This window comes from Nocardioides lijunqiniae (assembly GCF_015024225.1).
In the GTDB taxonomy this organism is placed as follows: domain Bacteria; phylum Actinomycetota; class Actinomycetes; order Propionibacteriales; family Nocardioidaceae; genus Nocardioides; species Nocardioides lijunqiniae.
This window is the reverse complement of record NZ_JACJGM010000041.1, coordinates 23,843-41,240: the sequence shown is the minus strand read 5'-3', so window position 1 is coordinate 41,240 and position 17,398 is coordinate 23,843. Positions and strand designations below refer to the sequence as shown.

General features: G+C 70.6%; 14 protein-coding genes. 13 read left to right on the top strand and 1 reads right to left on the bottom strand.

Going from position 1 to position 17,398, the window contains the following annotated elements; translation table 11 throughout:
* Nucleotides 1-323: 323 nt before the first annotated feature.
* Nucleotides 324-1,553 (bottom strand): DUF349 domain-containing protein, encoded by a 1,230-nt coding sequence (locus tag IRQ30_RS20370; RefSeq protein WP_193614729.1) that lies wholly within the window; start codon nucleotides 1,551-1,553, stop codon nucleotides 324-326.
* Between the two features lie 98 nt (nucleotides 1,554-1,651).
* Between IRQ30_RS20370 and IRQ30_RS20365 the strand changes: the two genes are divergently transcribed.
* From IRQ30_RS20365 to ruvX, 13 genes are all read left to right on the top strand, one after another.
* Nucleotides 1,652-2,362 (top strand): MBL fold metallo-hydrolase, encoded by a 711-nt coding sequence (locus IRQ30_RS20365; protein WP_193614728.1) that lies wholly within the window; start codon nucleotides 1,652-1,654, stop codon nucleotides 2,360-2,362.
* 5 nt (nucleotides 2,363-2,367) lie between these two features.
* On the top strand, nucleotides 2,368-3,732 hold the full coding sequence (hisS, locus tag IRQ30_RS20360) for a histidine--tRNA ligase (protein WP_193609070.1): 1,365 nt from the start codon (nucleotides 2,368-2,370) through the stop codon (nucleotides 3,730-3,732).
* Nucleotides 3,729-5,501 (top strand): aspartate--tRNA ligase, encoded by a 1,773-nt coding sequence (gene aspS / locus IRQ30_RS20355; RefSeq protein ID WP_193614727.1) that lies wholly within the window; start codon nucleotides 3,729-3,731, stop codon nucleotides 5,499-5,501. Before hisS ends, aspS begins: the two co-directional genes overlap by 4 nt.
* Before the next feature lie 256 nt (nucleotides 5,502-5,757).
* A complete protein-coding gene (locus tag IRQ30_RS20350; protein WP_193609068.1) occupies nucleotides 5,758-6,693 on the top strand; it encodes an ABC transporter permease subunit in 936 nt (311 codons plus the stop codon).
* 66 nt (nucleotides 6,694-6,759) lie between these two features.
* On the top strand, nucleotides 6,760-8,517 hold the full coding sequence (locus tag IRQ30_RS20345; RefSeq protein WP_193614726.1) for an ABC transporter substrate-binding protein: 1,758 nt from the start codon (nucleotides 6,760-6,762) through the stop codon (nucleotides 8,515-8,517).
* Nucleotides 8,518-8,636: 119 nt separating this feature from the next.
* On the top strand, nucleotides 8,637-9,644 hold the full coding sequence (locus IRQ30_RS20340) for an ABC transporter permease (protein ID WP_193609066.1): 1,008 nt from the start codon (nucleotides 8,637-8,639) through the stop codon (nucleotides 9,642-9,644).
* On the top strand, nucleotides 9,641-10,729 hold the full coding sequence (locus IRQ30_RS20335; protein ID WP_193614725.1) for an oligopeptide/dipeptide ABC transporter ATP-binding protein: 1,089 nt from the start codon (nucleotides 9,641-9,643) through the stop codon (nucleotides 10,727-10,729). The genes IRQ30_RS20340 and IRQ30_RS20335 overlap by 4 nt, the downstream gene beginning before the upstream one ends.
* Entirely contained in the window at nucleotides 10,729-12,012 is a 1,284-nt protein-coding gene (locus IRQ30_RS20330) for an ABC transporter ATP-binding protein (RefSeq protein WP_193614724.1), read from the top strand. Before IRQ30_RS20335 ends, IRQ30_RS20330 begins: the two co-directional genes overlap by 1 nt.
* Nucleotides 11,999-13,381: a replication-associated recombination protein A gene (locus IRQ30_RS20325; RefSeq protein WP_227467882.1), complete on the top strand. Its 1,383-nt coding sequence runs from the start codon at nucleotides 11,999-12,001 to the stop codon at nucleotides 13,379-13,381. Before IRQ30_RS20330 ends, IRQ30_RS20325 begins: the two co-directional genes overlap by 14 nt.
* Nucleotides 13,382-13,392: 11 nt before the next feature.
* Complete coding sequence (locus IRQ30_RS20320) at nucleotides 13,393-13,923, top strand: hypothetical protein (RefSeq protein ID WP_193614722.1); 531 nt, start codon at nucleotides 13,393-13,395, stop codon at nucleotides 13,921-13,923.
* Nucleotides 13,920-14,204 carry a DUF6167 family protein gene (locus IRQ30_RS20315; protein WP_193614721.1) on the top strand — a complete coding sequence of 95 codons (285 nt, stop codon included), beginning with the start codon at nucleotides 13,920-13,922 and terminating at the stop codon, nucleotides 14,202-14,204. The genes IRQ30_RS20320 and IRQ30_RS20315 overlap by 4 nt, the downstream gene beginning before the upstream one ends.
* Nucleotides 14,204-16,921, top strand: coding sequence for an alanine--tRNA ligase (gene alaS, locus IRQ30_RS20310; protein ID WP_193614720.1), 2,718 nt, complete (start codon nucleotides 14,204-14,206; stop codon nucleotides 16,919-16,921). Before IRQ30_RS20315 ends, alaS begins: the two co-directional genes overlap by 1 nt.
* Entirely contained in the window at nucleotides 16,921-17,382 is a 462-nt protein-coding gene (ruvX, locus tag IRQ30_RS20305; protein ID WP_193614719.1) for a Holliday junction resolvase RuvX, read from the top strand. Before alaS ends, ruvX begins: the two co-directional genes overlap by 1 nt.
* Nucleotides 17,383-17,398: the final 16 nt, after the last annotated feature.

Genomic DNA, 17,398 nt, shown 5'->3' with positions numbered 1-17,398 from the left:
TGTGGTTTCGAGGCTCGCTGGCGCTCGCACCTCAACCACCGTGGGTCGCCGCCCGGCGTGCGGGTCACCGGGTCTCGACGGGCGCTCGTTGCTGGCGCTCCTCGCTGCTCGACCACCGGTGCGTTGCGGTGCGGTGGCGTGGTTTCGAGGCTCGCTGGCGCTCGCACCTCAACCACCGTGGGTCGCCGCCCGGCGTGCGGGTCACCGGGTCTCGACGGGCGCTCGTTGCTGGCGCTCCTCGCTGCTCGACCACCGGCGCGTTGCGGTGCGGTGGCGTGGTTTCGAGGCTCGCTGCGCTCGCACCTCAACCACCGGGGCCGACCTCAGCCGGAGAACTCCTGGGCGGCGCGCTTGGCCATCTCGAGGAAGGCCTGGCGGGACTCGAGGTTCTCCTCGAGCTCCTTGACCTTCTTGTCGTTGCCGGCGGTCCGCGCCTTCTCGAGGTCGGCCTCGACGCCGGCGATGGCGGCCTCGAGCTTGCTGACCATGTCGCCGGCGCGGGCGGACTTCTCCGGGTCGGACTTGCGCCACTGCTCGTCCTCGAGCCCGCGGATCTCCTGCTCGACCTTGCGCATGCGCGCCTCGAGGTCCTTGATCCGGTCGCGGGGGACCTTGCCGGCGGCGTCCCAGCGGTCGGCGATCTCGCGGAACGCCTTCTTGGCGGCCTCGATGTCGGTGACCGGGAGCAGCGCCTCCGCCTCGACGATGAGCTTGTCCTTGACCTCGGCGTTGGCGGCGAACTCCGCGTCCAGGGCGGCGTTGGCGGCGTCACGGGCGCCGAAGAACGCGTCCTGGGCGCCGCGGAAGCGTGCCCACAGGGCGTCGTCGACGTCCTTGGGCGCCGGACCGGCGGCCTTCCAGTCGCGCATGAGGTCGCGGTAGCGGCCGGCGGTCGGGCCCCACTCGGTGGAGGAGGAGAGCGCCTCGGCCTCCGTGGCCAGCCGCTGCTTGACGACCCGCGCGGACTCGCGCTTGACGTCCTGCTCGGCGAAGTGCGTCTTGCGGCGACGCGTGTAGGAGGTGCGCGCTCCGGAGAAGCGCTTCCACAGCGCGTCGTCGGAGGCCCGGTCGATGCGGGGGAGCGCCTTCCACTCGTCGAGGAGCTCGCGGAGGCGGTTGGCGCCGTGGCGCCAGTCGTTGCCCTCGGCGATCTTCTCCGCGGCGGCGACGAGCTTCTCCTTCTGCTCCTTGGCCTCCGCAGCCTTCTGCGCCTTCTCCGCGCGGCGCACCGAGCGCTGCTGGGCGATGACAGGCCCCAGCGAGTCGAGCTTGGCCGCGAGGGCCGCGAGGTCGCCGACGGCGTTGGCGTCGACCACCTGGGCCCGCACCAGCTTGACCGACTCGGCCGCCTCCTCGGGCGCCAGGACACCGGAGCGCACGCGCTGGTCGAGCAGCGAGACCTCGGTCTCGAGCGCCAGGTAGCGGTCGGTGTAGAACTTGAGGGCCTCCTCGGGCGTGCCCACGGGGTACTGCCCCACGGCCCGTTCGCCGTCGGTGGTCCTCACGTAGACGGTGCCGTCGTCTCCGACGCGGCCCCACTCGGTGCTCGTCACTGCAGTCCCTCGCTCGCTTGCCCGGCAGAAGCAGTGGCCCACACTAGTGGTCAGATACCGGCGCGACGACCGATGGTTTGTCTCGATAGTGTTGCGGAGTGCTGATCGCCGGATTCCCCGCAGGGCCGTGGGGCACCAACTGCTACGTCGCCGCGACGGGGCCCGGCAGCGAGTGCGTGGTCATCGACCCCGGCAAGGATGCCGCCGCGGGGGTCGACGAGGTCGTGCGTCAGCACCGGCTCAAGCCGGTCGCGGTGCTGGTCACCCATGGTCACGTCGACCACATGTGGTGCGTGGCCCCGGTCGCCGGCACGTACGACGCCACGGCCTGGATCCACCCCGACGACCGGCACCTGCTGGCCGACCCCATGGCCGGGATGTCGCCCGAGACCACCGCGATGCTGCTGGGCGGCGACTACTCGTGGGCCGAGCCCGACGACGTGCGCGAGCTGTCCGACCTTCAGGAGCTGGAGCTGGCCGGTCTCACGTTCACCGTCGACCACACCCCCGGGCACACCGAGGGGTCGGTGACGTTCCGGTCGCCGTACGACGCCGCCGACATCTCCGAGGTGATGTTCTCGGGGGACCTGCTCTTCGCCGGCTCCATCGGGCGCACCGACCTGCCCGGCGGCGACCACCCCACCATCCTGCGCAGCCTCGCGACCAAGGTGCTGCCCCTGCGCGACGACGTCGTGGTGCTGCCCGGCCACGGCGAGCAGACCTCCATCGGTCGCGAGCGCGCGACCAACCCCTTCCTGCAGGACCTCGTCGACGACGGGGCCGCGGGGCGAGCGACGCAAGGACTCTGAGCCCCATGAACGCCAAGCCCACCCCGCTCAGCGGGTTCCCCGAGCTGCTGCCCGCCCAGCGCGCCGTCGAGCGCGAGGTGATCGCCTCGCTCTCGCGCAGCTTCGAGCTGCACGGGTTCGCCAACATCGAGACCCGGGTCGTGGAGCCGCTCGACCGGCTCGCCAAGGGCGGCGAGGTCGACAAGGAGATCTACGTCCTGCGCCGGCTCCAGGCCGAGGACACCGCCGACGACACCGGTCTCGGGCTGCACTTCGACCTCACCGTGCCGTTCGCGCGCTACGTCCTCGAGCACGCGGGCCACCTGGAGTTCCCGTTCCGTCGCTTCCAGGTGCAGCCCGCCTGGCGCGGCGAGCGCCCCCAGGAGGGCCGCTACCGGCAGTTCACGCAGGCCGACGTCGACATCGTGGGCAAGGACGAGCTGCCCTTCCACCACGACGTCGAGGTGATGCGGGTGATGGTGGAGGCGCTCGACGCGCTCCCGCTGCCGCCCCTGAGCTTCCAGTTCAACAACCGCAAGCTCATCCAGGGCTTCTACCGCGGCCTGGGCCTGCCCGACGTCACCGCCGCGATCCGCACGATCGACAAGCTCGACAAGCTGCCCGCCGAGCAGGTCGCCGCGCTGCTCGTCAGCGACGCCGGCGCCACGCCCGAGCAGGCGCAGCGCTGCCTGGAGCTGGCCACGATCCGCGTCGCCGACACCTCCTTCGTCGAGCGCGTGCGTGCGCTCGGCGTCGAGGACCCGCTGCTCGACGAGGGGCTCGCCGAGCTGGCGGCCGTCGTCTCGGGCTGCGGCGCGGGGGAGCGGCGCCACGTGACCGTGGAGGCCAACCTGCGCATCGCGCGGGGCCTCGACTACTACACCGGCACCGTCGTCGAGATCTTCATGGAGGGCTACGAGCGGCTCAAGTCGGTCGGCGGCGGTGGTCGCTACGACGCGCTCGCGAGCGACGGCCGTACGACGTACCCCGGCGTGGGCGTTTCGTTCGGCGTCTCCCGCACCCTCATCCCGCTGCTGGCCGACGGCGTCCTCGCCGGGAGCCGGGCGGTGCCGAGCGCGGTGCTCGTGGCGGTCACCGACGAGGACACCCGCCCCGAGAGCGAGGCGGTCGCGGCCGCCCTGCGCGCTCGCGGCGTCAACACCGAGGTCTCGGCCTCGGCCCAGAAGTTCGGCAAGCAGATCCGCTACGCCGACCGCCGTGGCATCCCGTTCGTCTGGTTCCGCCAGGACGACGGCAGCCACGAGGTCAAGGACATCCGCAGCGGGGACCAGGTGACCGCCGATCCGGCCACCTGGACCCCACCCACCGAGGACCTGCGACCGCAGGTCGTCTCGACCGGCTCGACCCCCACCACCCAGGAGCAGCAGTGATCCGCACCCATGACGCCGGCGCCCTCCGCGCCGAGCACGTCGGCCAGACCGTCACCCTCGCCGGCTGGGTGGCCAACCGGCGCGACCACGGTGGCGTGGCGTTCATCGACCTCCGTGAGGCCAGCGGCATCGTGCAGGTCGTCATCCGCGACGAGGAGGTCGCCCACCACCTGCGCGCCGAGTACTGCCTCAAGGTCACCGGCGAGGTGACCGCGCGCAAGGAGGGCAACGAGAACCCCAACCTGGCCACCGGTGCCATCGAGGTCGTCGCCTCCGACGTCGAGGTCCTCAGCGCGGCCGCGACGCTGCCGTTCCCGATCAGCGACCACGTCGACGTCGGCGAGGAGGCGCGCCTCAAGCACCGCTACCTCGACCTGCGCCGCTCCGGGCCCAACCACGCGCTCCGCCTGCGCAGCAAGGTCAACAAGGCCGCGCGCGACGTCCTCGACGGTCACGACTTCGTCGAGATCGAGACGCCGACGCTGACGCGCTCGACGCCTGAGGGTGCGCGCGACTTCCTGGTGCCCGCACGCCTTCAGCCCGGCAGCTGGTACGCCCTCCCGCAGAGCCCCCAGCTGTTCAAGCAGCTGCTGATGGTCGCGGGCATGGAGCGCTACTTCCAGATCGCGCGCTGCTACCGCGACGAGGACTTCCGGGCCGACCGCCAGCCGGAGTTCACCCAGCTCGACATCGAGATGAGCTTTGTCGACCAGGACGACGTCATCGCCGTCGCGGAGGAGATCCTCAGCGCCCTGTGGCGCCTGGTGGGCCACGACGTGCCGACGCCGCTGCCCCGCATGACCTACGCGGAGGCGATGAGGCGCTACGGCTCCGACAAGCCCGACCTGCGCATGGGCCTGGAGCTCGTCGAGTGCACCGACTACTTCAAGGACACGCCGTTCCGCGTGTTCCAGGCGCCGTACGTCGGCGCCGTCGTCATGCCCGGTGGGGCGAGCCAGCCCCGCAAGCAGCTGGACGCCTGGCAGGAGTGGGCCAAGCAGCGCGGCGCCCGCGGGCTCGCCTACGTGCTGGTCCAGGAGGACGGCGAGCTCACCGGCCCGGTCGCCAAGAACATCAGCGACGAGGAGAAGGCCGGTCTGGCCGCCCACGTCGGTGCGAAGCCGGGGGACTGCGTGTTCTTCGGCGCCGGCCTCCCGAAGCCGAGCCGCGCCCTCCTGGGCGCCGCCCGGCTGGAGATCGGGCGCCGCGGCGGCCTGATCGACGAGGACGCCTGGAGCTTCCTGTGGGTGGTCGACGCCCCGCTGTTCGAGCCGGCCGACGACGCGACCGCCGCCGGCGACGTCGCGGTCGGCAGCGGCGCCTGGACGGCCGTCCACCACGCCTTCACCTCCCCGCAGGACCTCGAGACCTTCGACTCCGACCCTGGCAACGCGATCGCCTGGGCCTACGACATCGTCTGCAACGGCAACGAGATCGGTGGCGGGTCGATCCGTATCCACCGCGAGGACGTGCAGCGCCGGGTCTTCGCGATCATGGGCATCGGCGAGGAGGAGGCGCAGGAGAAGTTCGGCTTCCTGCTCGACGCGTTCAAGTTCGGCGCGCCCCCGCACGGCGGCATCGCCTTCGGCTGGGACCGCATCGTGGCGCTGCTCGCGGGCACCGACTCGATCCGCGACGTCATCGCGTTCCCGAAGTCCGGAGGAGGCTTCGACCCCCTCACCGCGGCCCCCGCTCCCATCACCGCGGCCCAGCGCAAGGAAGCCGGTGTGGACGCCCGCCCCACGGAGGATTCCGTCCCCGCGTCCTGAGGGGCGAGAAAAACATTCGACAAATCCGCTGAGACCAGATCGTTACGTCTGGGAGACCCGGAGGTCGCGCTGCGTCACATAGAGTCGCGGGCGGCGCACAGGGCGCATCCCGGGACGACCCGGTCCGCCGATGGATTGGCAGACACACTGCCTGGACGAGGTGAGCATGTCGACACCCACGATGGGGTCCGAGACCGTCGGACACCTGAGTGACGAAGCCGTTCCGGGCGACGAGCCCCCCGCGAAGAAACGGCAGGTGTCCGGGAAGTCCCCGATCCAGATCGCCCTCGGGCGGCTGCGCAAGGACAAGGTCGCGATGACCTGCTTCACCATCGTGATGTTCTTCGTGCTGATCGCGATCTTCGCCGACGTGCTGCAGAACCTCTTCGACGTCACCACCGAGCCCGGCAACCCGGCCCAGCAGCTCAACCCGATGAACGAGCTGCTTCCCTACAAGGGCCCGCCGTCCGGCGGCTTCGACCCCGAGCACCCCTTCGGCGTCGCGCCCAAGACCGCGACCGACAACCTCGCCGTCTGGCTGGCAGGCTGTCGCACCTCGCTGCTGATCGCCTCGCTGGCCACCCTGGTCGCCTCGATCATCGGCATCACGCTGGGCCTCATCGCCGGCTTCGTCGGCGGTGTCGTCGACAAGGCCATCTCGTTCGTCATCGACTTCTTCCTGACCGTGCCGTTCCTGCTCATGGCGCTGACGCTGGCCCCGATCATCAACCAGCGCTTCGCACTCAAGCCGGACCTCTACGAGAAGGCCCAGCTCTGGTCGCTCGTCGCGATCCTGGCGTTCTTCGGCTGGATGGGCGTCGCCCGCCTGGTGCGCGGCGAGGTGCTCTCGCTGCGCGAGCGGGAGTTCATCCTGTCGGCCCGGGTCATCGGCATGCCGACCACGCGGATCATGATCAAGGAGCTGCTGCCGAACCTGGTGGCCCCGATCGTGGTCGCGGTCTCCCTGATGCTGCCGGCGTTCATCGCCGCCGAGGCCGGTCTCGCCTACCTCGGCATCGGCATCACCCAGGGCAACTCCTGGGGTCAGACGATCCTGCGGGCCAGCAACTACTACGACGACTACGCGCTCTACTTCTGGGAGCCGCTGCTGGGGATCGTGATCCTGGTCGTCGCGCTCAACCTCCTCGGTGACGCGATCCGCGACGCCGTCGACCCCAAGACCCGTCGCTGACGGGCTCCCTCGATGTGGCCACGGGCCTCCGCCTGCGGCACGAATGAAAGAGAAAGGCTGGACAGCATGAAGCGCAACAAGACGCTCGCCGTTGTCGCGGGCTTCGCCATGGCCGGGTCACTCGCGGCCTGTGGTGGAGATGGCGGCGACGACAACGCCGGAGACGGTCCCAGCGAGTTCATCGAGGCCGGCAGCGGCTTCGAGAAGATCGCGGACGCCACCGGACCGGCCCCTGAGGTCGAGGGATCCCAGGTGGGCGGCGACATCACTGTCCACGTCCCGCTCGACCCGGGCCCGGAGAACCTCGACCCGACCGACGGCTGGTCGGTCCTGGGCAACTCCATCCAGCAGGCGCTGACGCACCGCTCGCTCACCCAGTACCGCCGCAACGCGGAGTCCGGTGACATGGAGCTCGTGCCTGACCTGGCCACCGACCTCGGTACCCCGAACGACGACTACACCGAGTGGAAGTTCACCGTCCGCGACGACGCGACGTGGGAGAACGGCGACCCGATCACCGCCGACGAGGTCAAGTTCGGCATCGAGCGCTCGTTCGACGTCGAGAACTTCCCGGGCACGCCCGGCCAGGAGTACTCGGTCAAGAACATCGACTGCGGCGAGGGCTACACCGGCCCCTACGGCGACAAGGGCGGCGACTGCGCCGGCATCGTCGTCGACGGCCAGGACATCACCATCAAGATGACCCGCCCGTTCCCCGACATGGACTTCTGGGGCTCCTTCATGGCCATGGGCCCGATCCCGCTCGAGGGTTCGGAGCCGCCCGCCTACGGCGCCAAGCCGCTGTCCAACGGCCCGTACAAGATCCAGGAGTTCCGCCCGAACGAGACCCTCGTCCTGGTGAAGAACCCCGAGTGGAAGCCCGAGAGCGACCCGGCGCGTCACCAGTACGCCGACAGCTGGACGTTCAAGTTCGACGCCGACCAGGAGAAGGTCGACGCGATCCTGCTCAGCGACTCGGCCGAGTCCCAGACCGCGGTCTCGAACCGCGTGGGCGCGACCAACGTGACCAAGGCGCAGGGCGCCCTGGGTGACAACTTCATCCAGCAGACCGGTCAGTGCGTCAGCTACCTGGCTCCCGACTACAGCAAGATCACCGACATCAAGATCCGCAAGGCGATCGCCTACGCGTTCGACTACGAGAACATCTGGCTCGCCGGTGGTCAGGTCCCGAACGTCACCCGCATCCCCGCGAGCACGATCATGCCTCCGGGCATGTCGGGTCGCAAGGACTACCAGCCCGACGGTGACCAGTTCACGTTCGACCCCGAGAAGGCCAAGGAGCTGCTGGCCGAGGCCGGCGCCGAGAACTACAAGCTGAGCTTCATCTACGACGACTCCGCTCCGGAGCTCGTGGACGCGAACGCCCAGCAGGTCAAGGGCTTCGAGGCCGCCGGCTTCGAGGTCGAGGCCATCGCCTACCAGGAGGACGCGTACGAGCTGTTCGGGAACAAGGACAACCCGATCAACAAGAAGCTCAACCTCCGCACGGTCAACTGGTGCTCCGACTGGCCGTCCGCCTACACGATGATCCCGCCCCTGGTCTCCAAGGGCTCGCAGTACAACACCGCGTTCTTCGACGAGCAGGAGGTGCAGGACCGGATCGACGAGATCCCGACCCTGCCGCTCGAGGAGCAGGCCGGCGCCTGGGGTGACCTGGACGAGATGATCGGTACCGAGTACCTCCCGATCATCCCGACCGCGTACCGCAACGACCTGTTCGGTGCTGGCTCCAAGATCGGTGGCTTCACCGGTGACGCGGCCATGAGCGCGATCAACTACAAGGACCTCTACGTCATCAAGTGACGAAGGTCCGGAGTAGCAGCTCCGCCGCATGACCGACGGTCGGGGGTCGGGCGCACCAGCGCCCGGCCCCCGACCCCGGCTCCCCCTGTGCTCCGGCACACGCTGAAAGGTCCCCCTGGATGTTCGCCTACATCGTCAAGCGGCTGCTGGCCGGCATGGTCGTGGTCGTCCTGATCTCGATCGCCGTCTTCGCCCTGTTCTGGTACGGCCCGGAGTCGCCGGCTCGTCCGGTCTGCGAGTCGAAGACGGGCGGCAAGTGCACCCCCGAACGGCTCGCGAACTTCGAGAAGAGCCTCGGCTACGACAACCCCATCTACGAGGAGTACGGCAAGTACGCCAAGGGCGTCTTCGTCGGCCGTGAGCTCACCATCGGTACGCAGCGCATCGACTGCGACGCCCCGTGCCTGGGCTACTCGTTCAAGAACAACACGCTGGTCTGGGACGACCTCGTGAAGCGCATGCCCGCGACGGTCTCCGTGGCCGGTGGCGGCGCTCTCCTCTACCTCCTGCTCGGCATCCCCATCGGGGTGGCGGCCGCGCGACGGCGCGGCTCGCTCACCGACAAGGTGCTCGTCAGCAGCTTCCTCGTCGTCAGCTCGGTGCCGTACTACCTCTTCGCGCTCCTGGCCTGGATCTACTGCACCCTGGTGTTCGAGATACCCGTGCTGGGCAGCAGCGGCTACACCCCGTTCACGGACAACCCCTGGAAGTGGGCGACGGGGCTCCTGCTCCCGTGGCTCTGCCTGGGCCTGTTCGGCTGCACGCAGTACACGCGCTACACCCGTGGCGCCATGGTCGAGGCCCTCAGCGAGGACTACATCCGCACGGCCAAGGCCAAGGGCCTGCCCGCCAGCACCGTCGTCTACCGCCACGGGCTGCGCAGCGCGCTGGTGCCGGTCGTGACCGTGTTCGGCATCGACCTCGGCGTCCTCCTGGCCGGCACGATCTTCACCGAGAAGATCTTCGAGATCCAGGGCATCGGGTTGTGGGGCCTCAACGCCGTCGTGGCCAAGGACCTCCAGGTGGTCGCGGCCACCGCCCTCTTCGGAGCTGTCGTGATGGTCATCAGTAACCTGGTGGTCGATCTCATCTACAGCGTCCTCGACCCCCGCGTGAGGCTCTCGTGACTCAGACTTCCACCCCCTCGACCCGCCTCGACACCGACGACTTCCTGGTCGTCGAGAACCTCACCGTCGAGTTCCCGACCCCCGACGGCCCCGTGCGTGCCGTCAACGACCTCAGCTACTCCGTGGGCATGGGGGAGACCCTGGGCATCGTGGGCGAGTCCGGCTCGGGCAAGTCCGTCTCGAGCATGGCCGTCCTCGGCCTGCACGACATGCAGCGCACCAAGATCACCGGCTCGATCCGTGTCGGCGGCACCGAGGTCATCGGCCTCGACGAGTCCGGCATGCGCAAGATCCGTGGCAACAGCGCCGCGATGATCTTCCAGGACGCGCTCGCCGCCCTCCACCCGTTCTACCGGGTCGGCGCGCAGCTCGCCGAGGCCTACGTCGTCCACCACCCGTCCGCCTCCAAGCGCGACGCGCGGCGCCGGGCGATCGAGATGCTCGACCGGGTCGGGATCCCGCAGCCCGACAAGCGGGTCGACGACTTCCCGCACCAGTTCTCCGGCGGCATGCGCCAGCGCGCGATGATCGCGATGGGCCTGATCAACGACCCGTCGCTGCTCATCGCCGACGAGCCGACCACCGCGCTCGACGTGACCGTGCAGGCGCAGATCCTGGACCTGCTCCAGGACCTGCAGCGCGAGTTCAACTCCGCCGTCATCATCATCACCCACGACCTCGGCGTCGTGGCCGAGATGGCCGACGAGGTGCTGGTGATGTACGCCGGGCGCTGCGTCGAGTACGGCGCCTGCAAGGAGCTGCTGACGCACCCGGAGATGCCCTACACGTGGGGCCTGCTCTCGAGCATCCCCGACGTGTCGGCCGACACCGACGCCCGGCTGATCCCGATCCCGGGCAACCCGCCGAGCCTGCTGGACCCCCCGAGCGGGTGCTCGTTCCACCCCCGCTGCGCCCACACCGACAAGGTGCCCGGCGCCCTGTGCGCCACCACGCTGCCCGAGCTGCTGCCCGGCGGCCGCGGCGCGTCGCACCTGAAGCGGTGCCACCTGGCCAACCCCGACGAGATCTTCGCGCGGGACGTCCTGGCCGAGATCGCACCCGACCTGGTCGAGGAGACCCCCTGATGACCGAGCGTGACGCCACTCGCGACGAGCTGGTGCCCGAGGAGCAGACCACCCTGGAGCCCGAGCCGGTGCTCGTGCCCGAGGTGCCGAGCTTCGACAAGCTGGCCGAGCAGTCGCACACCGCCTCCGAGCTCGACCTGTCCCGCGGCTCCGTGCTCGAGGTGGACAACCTCAAGATGTACTTCCCGGTCAAGTCCGGCGGTCTCATCCGCCGCAAGATCGGCGACGTCCAGGCCGTCGACGGCATCTCGTTCGAGGTGCCGCACGGCGGCTCCCTCGGTCTGGTGGGGGAGTCCGGCTGCGGCAAGTCCACGACCGGCCGCCTGATCACCCGCCTCTACACCCCGACCGGTGGCCGGATCCTCTTCGAGGACAAGGACATGGCGGAGATGAGCAACCGCGAGCTCAAGCCGATGCGGCGTCAGGTCCAGATGATCTTCCAGGACCCCTACACCTCGCTCAACCCGCGGCACACGGTCGGATCGATCATCGGGGCGCCCCTCGAGGTGCACAACATCGTGCCCAAGGACAAGATCCTCCCGCGGGTGCAGGAGCTCCTCGAGGTCGTCGGCCTCAACCCCGAGCACTACAACCGCTACCCCAACGAGTTCTCCGGCGGCCAGCGCCAGCGCATCGGCATCGCCCGCGCGCTCACGCTCAACCCCAAGCTGCTGGTCGCCGACGAGCCCGTCTCCGCCCTGGACGTGTCCATCCAGGCGCAGGTCATCAACCTGCTCCAGGACATCCAGAAGGAGTTCGACGTCGCGTTCCTGTTCATCGCCCACGACCTCGCGGTCGTGCGGCACTTCTGCCCCGAGATCGCGGTCATGTACCTCGGCAAGATCGTCGAGATCGGCGACCGCGACAGCATCTACAGCAACGCCCACCACCCCTACACCCAGGCGCTGCTCTCGGCCGTGCCCGACATCAAGCAGGCCTCCATCGGTGGCCGACGCGAGCGGATCCGGCTGCAGGGCGACGTCCCGAGCCCGATCAACCCGCCGTCGGGCTGCCGCTTCCGCACCCGGTGCCCGATCGCCCAGGAGATCTGCGCCAAGCACGAGCCACCGCTGCTGCAGATCGGCAAGCGCCACAAGGTCGCCTGCCACTTCCCGGGCCCGATCGGTCACCACCCGGACACCCCGGTGACGGCGCCGCTGCTCGGCACCGACGCCTACGGCAGCCCCGACCCGGGGGCGACGCCGAGCCCGGCCATCACCAACAAGCCCGGCTACGACGACACCTGGTTCGACCTGGATGCGAAGACGCTTGGACGAGCCTGAGGGCCTGTTCGGCCCTCCCACGTCCGCGCCGCAGCGCCCCGGTGCCGGCTCGCTTGCCGGCAACACCCATGCCTCCGCCCCGCTGGCGGTGCGCATGCGTCCCCGCACGCTCGACGAGCTGGTGGGCCAGTCGCAATTGCGCGCGCCCGGCTCGCCGCTGCGACAGCTCATCGAGGGCGACCAGTCGATGTCGCTGCTGCTCTGGGGGCCGCCGGGCACCGGCAAGACCACGATCGCGGCGATCCTCAGCCAGCAGACGGACCGGCGATTCGTCGAGGTGTCGGCGGTGTCGGCGGGGGTGAAGGAGGTGCGCGCGGCCATCGACGCCGCCCGCGCCGAGCTCGTCAACGCCAGCCGGGAGACCGTGCTGTTCGTCGACGAAGTGCACCGCTTCAGCAAGGCGCAGCAGGACGCGCTGCTGCCCGGTGTCGAGAACCGCTGGGTGACGCTGGTCGCGGCCACCACCGAGAACCCGTTCTTCTCGGTGATCTCGCCGCTGCTGTCGCGCAGCCTGCTGCTGCGGCTGGAGTCGCTGACCGACGACGACGTACGCCGCGTCCTCGACCAGGCCATCACCGACGAGCGCGGTCTCGCCGGCCGGTTCATGGTCGAGCCCGACGCCCTGGACCACCTGGTCCGGCTGGCCGGGGGCGACGCCCGGCGCTCCCTCACCTACCTCGAGGCCTCCGCGGGCGCCGCGTCGTCGCGGGGGAGCGACACCGTCGACCTCGCCACCGCGGAGACGGCCGTCGACCAGGCCGCCGTGCGCTACGACCGCCAGGGCGACCAGCACTACGACGTGACGAGCGCTTTCATCAAGTCCATCCGTGGCTCCGACGCCGACGCCGCTCTCCACTACCTCGCCCGGATGATGGAGGCCGGTGAGGACCCCCGGTTCATCGCCCGGCGCCTGGTGATCCTGGCCAGCGAGGACATCGGTCTCGCCGACCCCACCGCGCTCACGACCGCCGTCGCCGCGGCCCAGGCGGTGCAGCTCATCGGGATGCCGGAGGCACGCCTCAACCTCGCCCAGGCGGTGATCGCCCTCGCCGTCGCGCCCAAGTCCAACGCGGTCATCTCGGCCATCGACGCGGCGAGCGCCGACGTGCGAGCCGGCAAGATCGGTCCCGTGCCGCCGCACCTGCGCGACGCGCACTACTCCGGCGCCAAGAAGCTCGGCCACGGCAAGACCTACAAGTACAGCCACGACGAGCCCTACGGCGTCGCCGAGCAGCAGTACGCCCCGGACGTCGTGCGCGACGCCGAGTACTACCGCCCGACCAGCCTGGGGGCCGAGTCCGCGGTCAAGGAGCGGTGGGAGCGCATCCGGCGCCTGATCCGCGGTGAGGGCCCGACACCTCCGCGATAGGGTCGACGACTGTGAGCGAGGACTGGAGCGTGCCGGCGTGGACCATCGTGTCCGCGCTCGTCGTCGTGCTCCTGCTCGCCGCGGCCCTGGTGCTCTCCACCGTCCGCGGTCGTCGCCGCGCCGCGCGCGACCGCGCGGCCGCGCAGGCGGAGTCGGCCCAGCTGCGCGAGCAGGTGGCCGAGATCGCGCGCCGGCTCGACGCGGCCGTCGCCGCCCCTGTCGCTGCCCCCGTGCCGGCCCGGCCGCCGTCGGACGCCAGCGACTACGTGATCACCCGCATCGGCACCGCCGAGGAGCCCGCCCCCGTGGTCCCCGCACCGGTGTTCGCCGACCTCGTGATGCGCGAGAGCGTGGTGCAGGCGGCTTCCCTGGTCGCGGGCCTGCGACGTGCCCTCGCCCCTGAGACCCGCAACCGGATCCGCTTCGAGATGCGCCGCGAGGTGAAGCGCTCGCGCAAGCAGCGGCGCGCCGACCTCAAGACCGCTCGTCGCGAGTGGGAGGCCCGGCAGCGGGCCGACGTCGACGAGGACTCCGCCGCATGAGGCGGGGCCTCTGGTTCGTGGCCGGGGCCGGCGCCGGGGTCTACGCCATGGTCCGCGGGCGGCGTGCCGCCGAGGCGCTCACGGCCGACGGCCTGCGTGACCGCGTCGGCGCCGCCTTCGTCGGCGCCCGGATGTTCCGCGACGAGGTCGCGCAGGGCAAGGCCGACGCCGAGACCGACCTCCGGCAGAGGCTGGGGCTGGTGCCCGAGGGCACCCCCGAGCTGACCGCCGGCAGCACCACCACCAGGCACGAGATCACAGGACAGGAAGGCACCAGCTGATGGACACCGCGGAGATCCGCCGACGGTTCGTCGCTCACTTCGAGCGCAACGAGACCGTGGGGGCCCACCAGGCGGTGGCATCGGCGTCGCTCCTGCTCGACGACCCGAACCTGCTGTTCGTCAACGCCGGGATGGTGCCCTTCAAGCCGTACTTCCTCGGCCAGGAGACGCCGCCGTACGACCGCGCCGTCAGCGTCCAGAAGTGCGTGCGCACCCCCGACATCGAGGACGTCGGCAAGACCACCCGTCACGGCACGTTCTTCGAGATGTGCGGCAACTTCTCCTTCGGCGACTACTTCAAGGAGGGGGCGATCGAGCTCGCCTGGGACCTGGTCACCCGGTCGCGGGCCGACGGCGGCTTCGGTCTCGAGGAGAGCCGGCTGTGGCCGAGCGTCTACGTCGACGACCCCGAGGCGGTCGCCCTGTGGATGAAGGTCACCGGCCTACCCGAGGAGCGCATCGTCAAGCTGGGCAAGCGGGAGAACTACTGGTCCATGGGCGTGCCCGGGCCCGGGGGACCGTGCTCGGAGATCCTCTACGACCGCGGACCGGAGTTCGGGCCTGACGGGGACTTCGGCACCACCTCGCGGCTCGTCATGCCCACCGAGCTCGAGGACCGCTACCTCGAGATCTGGAACCTCGTCTTCATGCAGGACGAGCTCAGCGCCGTGCGGAGCAAGGACGACTTCGACATCCACGGGTCGCTGCCCAAGCGCAACATCGACACCGGCATGGGCCTGGAGCGGGTCGCCTTCCTGCTCCAGCAGAAGCAGAACATGTACGAGATCGACGTGATGTTCCCGGTGATCGAGCGGGCGATGGCGCTCACCGGACGCACCTACGGCAAGGACCACGAGGACGACGTGCGGTTCCGCGTCGTGGCCGACCACGTGCGCAGCTCGATGATGCTCATCGCCGACGGCGTCACGCCCGGCAACGAGGCGCGCGGCTACGTCCTGCGGCGGCTGCTGCGCCGGGCCGTGCGCTCGATGCGCCTGCTCGGCTACGAGGACCCCGCGCTTCCCGAGCTGCTGCCTGTCAGCCGGGACCGGATGGGGGAGACCTACACCGAGCTCCACCACGACTGGGACCGCATCGCGCGCGTCGCCTTCGCCGAGGAGGAAGCGTTCCGCAAGACGCTCCAGGCCGGCACCCAGATCTTCGACCTGGCCGCGGGCGAGGTGCGCGCGAGCGGCGCCACGACGCTGTCGGGCGACCGCGCGTTCGCCCTCCACGACACCTACGGCTTCCCGATCGACCTCACGCTGGAGATGGCCTCCGAGGCCGGCCTCAGCGTCGACGAGGCGGGCTTCCGGTCGCTCATGACCGAGCAGCGCGAGCGCGCCAAGGCCGACGCCCGGTCCAAGAAGGGCCAGCACGCCGACACCACCGTCTACCGCGGCATCCTCGACGCCCACGGGCCGACCGACTGGGTGGCCTACGAGACCGACGAGACCGAATCGACCGCGCTGGCGCTGCTCACCGGCGGCGCTCCGGCGACCTCGCTGACGCAGGGCGAGGTCGGCGAGCTGGTGCTCGACCGCACGCCGTTCTACGCCGAGTCCGGTGGCCAGGTCGCCGACGCCGGCACCATCGAGTTCGACGGCGGCCGGCTCGAGGTGCTCGACGTGCAGCGCCCCGTGCGCGGGCTGGTCGTCCACCAGGTGCGGGTCGTCGACGGGGAGTTCACCCCCGGCTCGCTGCTGCACGCGAAGGTCGACCCGGAGTGGCGCGTCGGCGCCCGCCAGGCCCACTCGGGCACCCACGTCGTGCACGCCGCCCTGCGCGAGGTGCTCGGCCCCAGCGCGCTGCAGTCCGGCTCCTACAACCGTCCGGGCTACCTGCGACTCGACTTCGGCTGGACCAGCGGCCTCTCGCCCCAGCAGGTGCGCGACATCGAGCAGGTCTCCAACGAGGCCCTGCGCGCCGACCTCCCGGTCGGCTGGCAGTACATGACCCTGCCCGAGGCCAAGGAGTGGGGCGCCATCGCGCTCTTCGGCGAGACCTACGACGACCAGAAGGTCCGCGTCGTGGAGATCGGCGGCCCCTGGTCGCGCGAGCTCTGCGGTGGCACGCACGTCTCGCACTCCTCGCAGATCGGCACCATCGTCGTCACCGGGGAGGCGTCCGTCGGCTCCGGCAACCGCCGCATCGAGGCCTTCACCGGGGTGGAGGGCTTCGCCTACCTCGCGCGCGAGCGCGACGTCGTCGACCAGCTCACGGGCCTGCTCAAGGCGCAGCCCGACGACCTGGTCGGTCGGGTGTCCGACCTGGTGGAGCGGCTGCGCCAGGCCGAGAAGGAGCTGGAGAAGGGGCGTGTCGCCCAGCTGCTCGCCGGGGTCGCGCAGCTCGCGGCCTCCGCGACCAAGGTGGGCGACGTCAACGTCGTGGCCCAGCGCGCCGACGGCGCGAGCGGCGGCGACGTCCGCACCCTGGCGCTCGACGTGCGCAGCCGGATGAGCCCCTCCGAGCCCGGCGTGGTCGTGATCGTGGGGTCCACCGGCTCCGGCGCCGACACCAAGGTGGCCGTGGTCGCCGCGGTCAACGACGAGGCCCGCTCGCGCGGGCTGTCGGCCAACGCGCTGGTGCGCGCCGTCGGACCGCTGCTCGGCGGCAAGGGCGGCGGCAAGGACGACGTCGCCCAGGGCGGGGGCACCGACGCGTCGCGGATCGACGAGGCGCTCGCGCTGGTGCCGACCGAGGTGGCGCGCAGCTGATGCGCCCCGGTGTGCGGCTGGGCCTCGATCCGGGGGACGCCCGGATCGGGGTCGCCCGCAGCGACCCCTCCGGCTTCCTCGCGACCCCGGTGGAGACCGTGCGCCGGGGCAGGGGCGACCTGCGCCGCCTCGAGCAGATCCTGGCCGAGGAGGGAGCCGTCGAGGTGGTCGTCGGCCTGCCCCGCTCGCTGTCGGGCGGCGAGGGCCCCTCGGCCGCCAAGGTTCGCGAGTTCGCAGGTCAGCTGGCCCGTCGCGTGGCGCCCGTCCCGGTCCGGCTGTGCGACGAGCGTCTGACCACCGTGTCCGCGGAGGCTATGCTGCGCGACCGTGGCCAGAAGGGCCGCAAACGGCGTGCCGTGGTCGACCAGGCGGCCGCCGTCCTGATCCTGCAGCACGCGCTCGACACCGAACGCGCCTCGGGCCTCGCGCCGGGTGAGATCGTGGAGGAGACCCATGAGTGACCCAGTGAACGGCCCA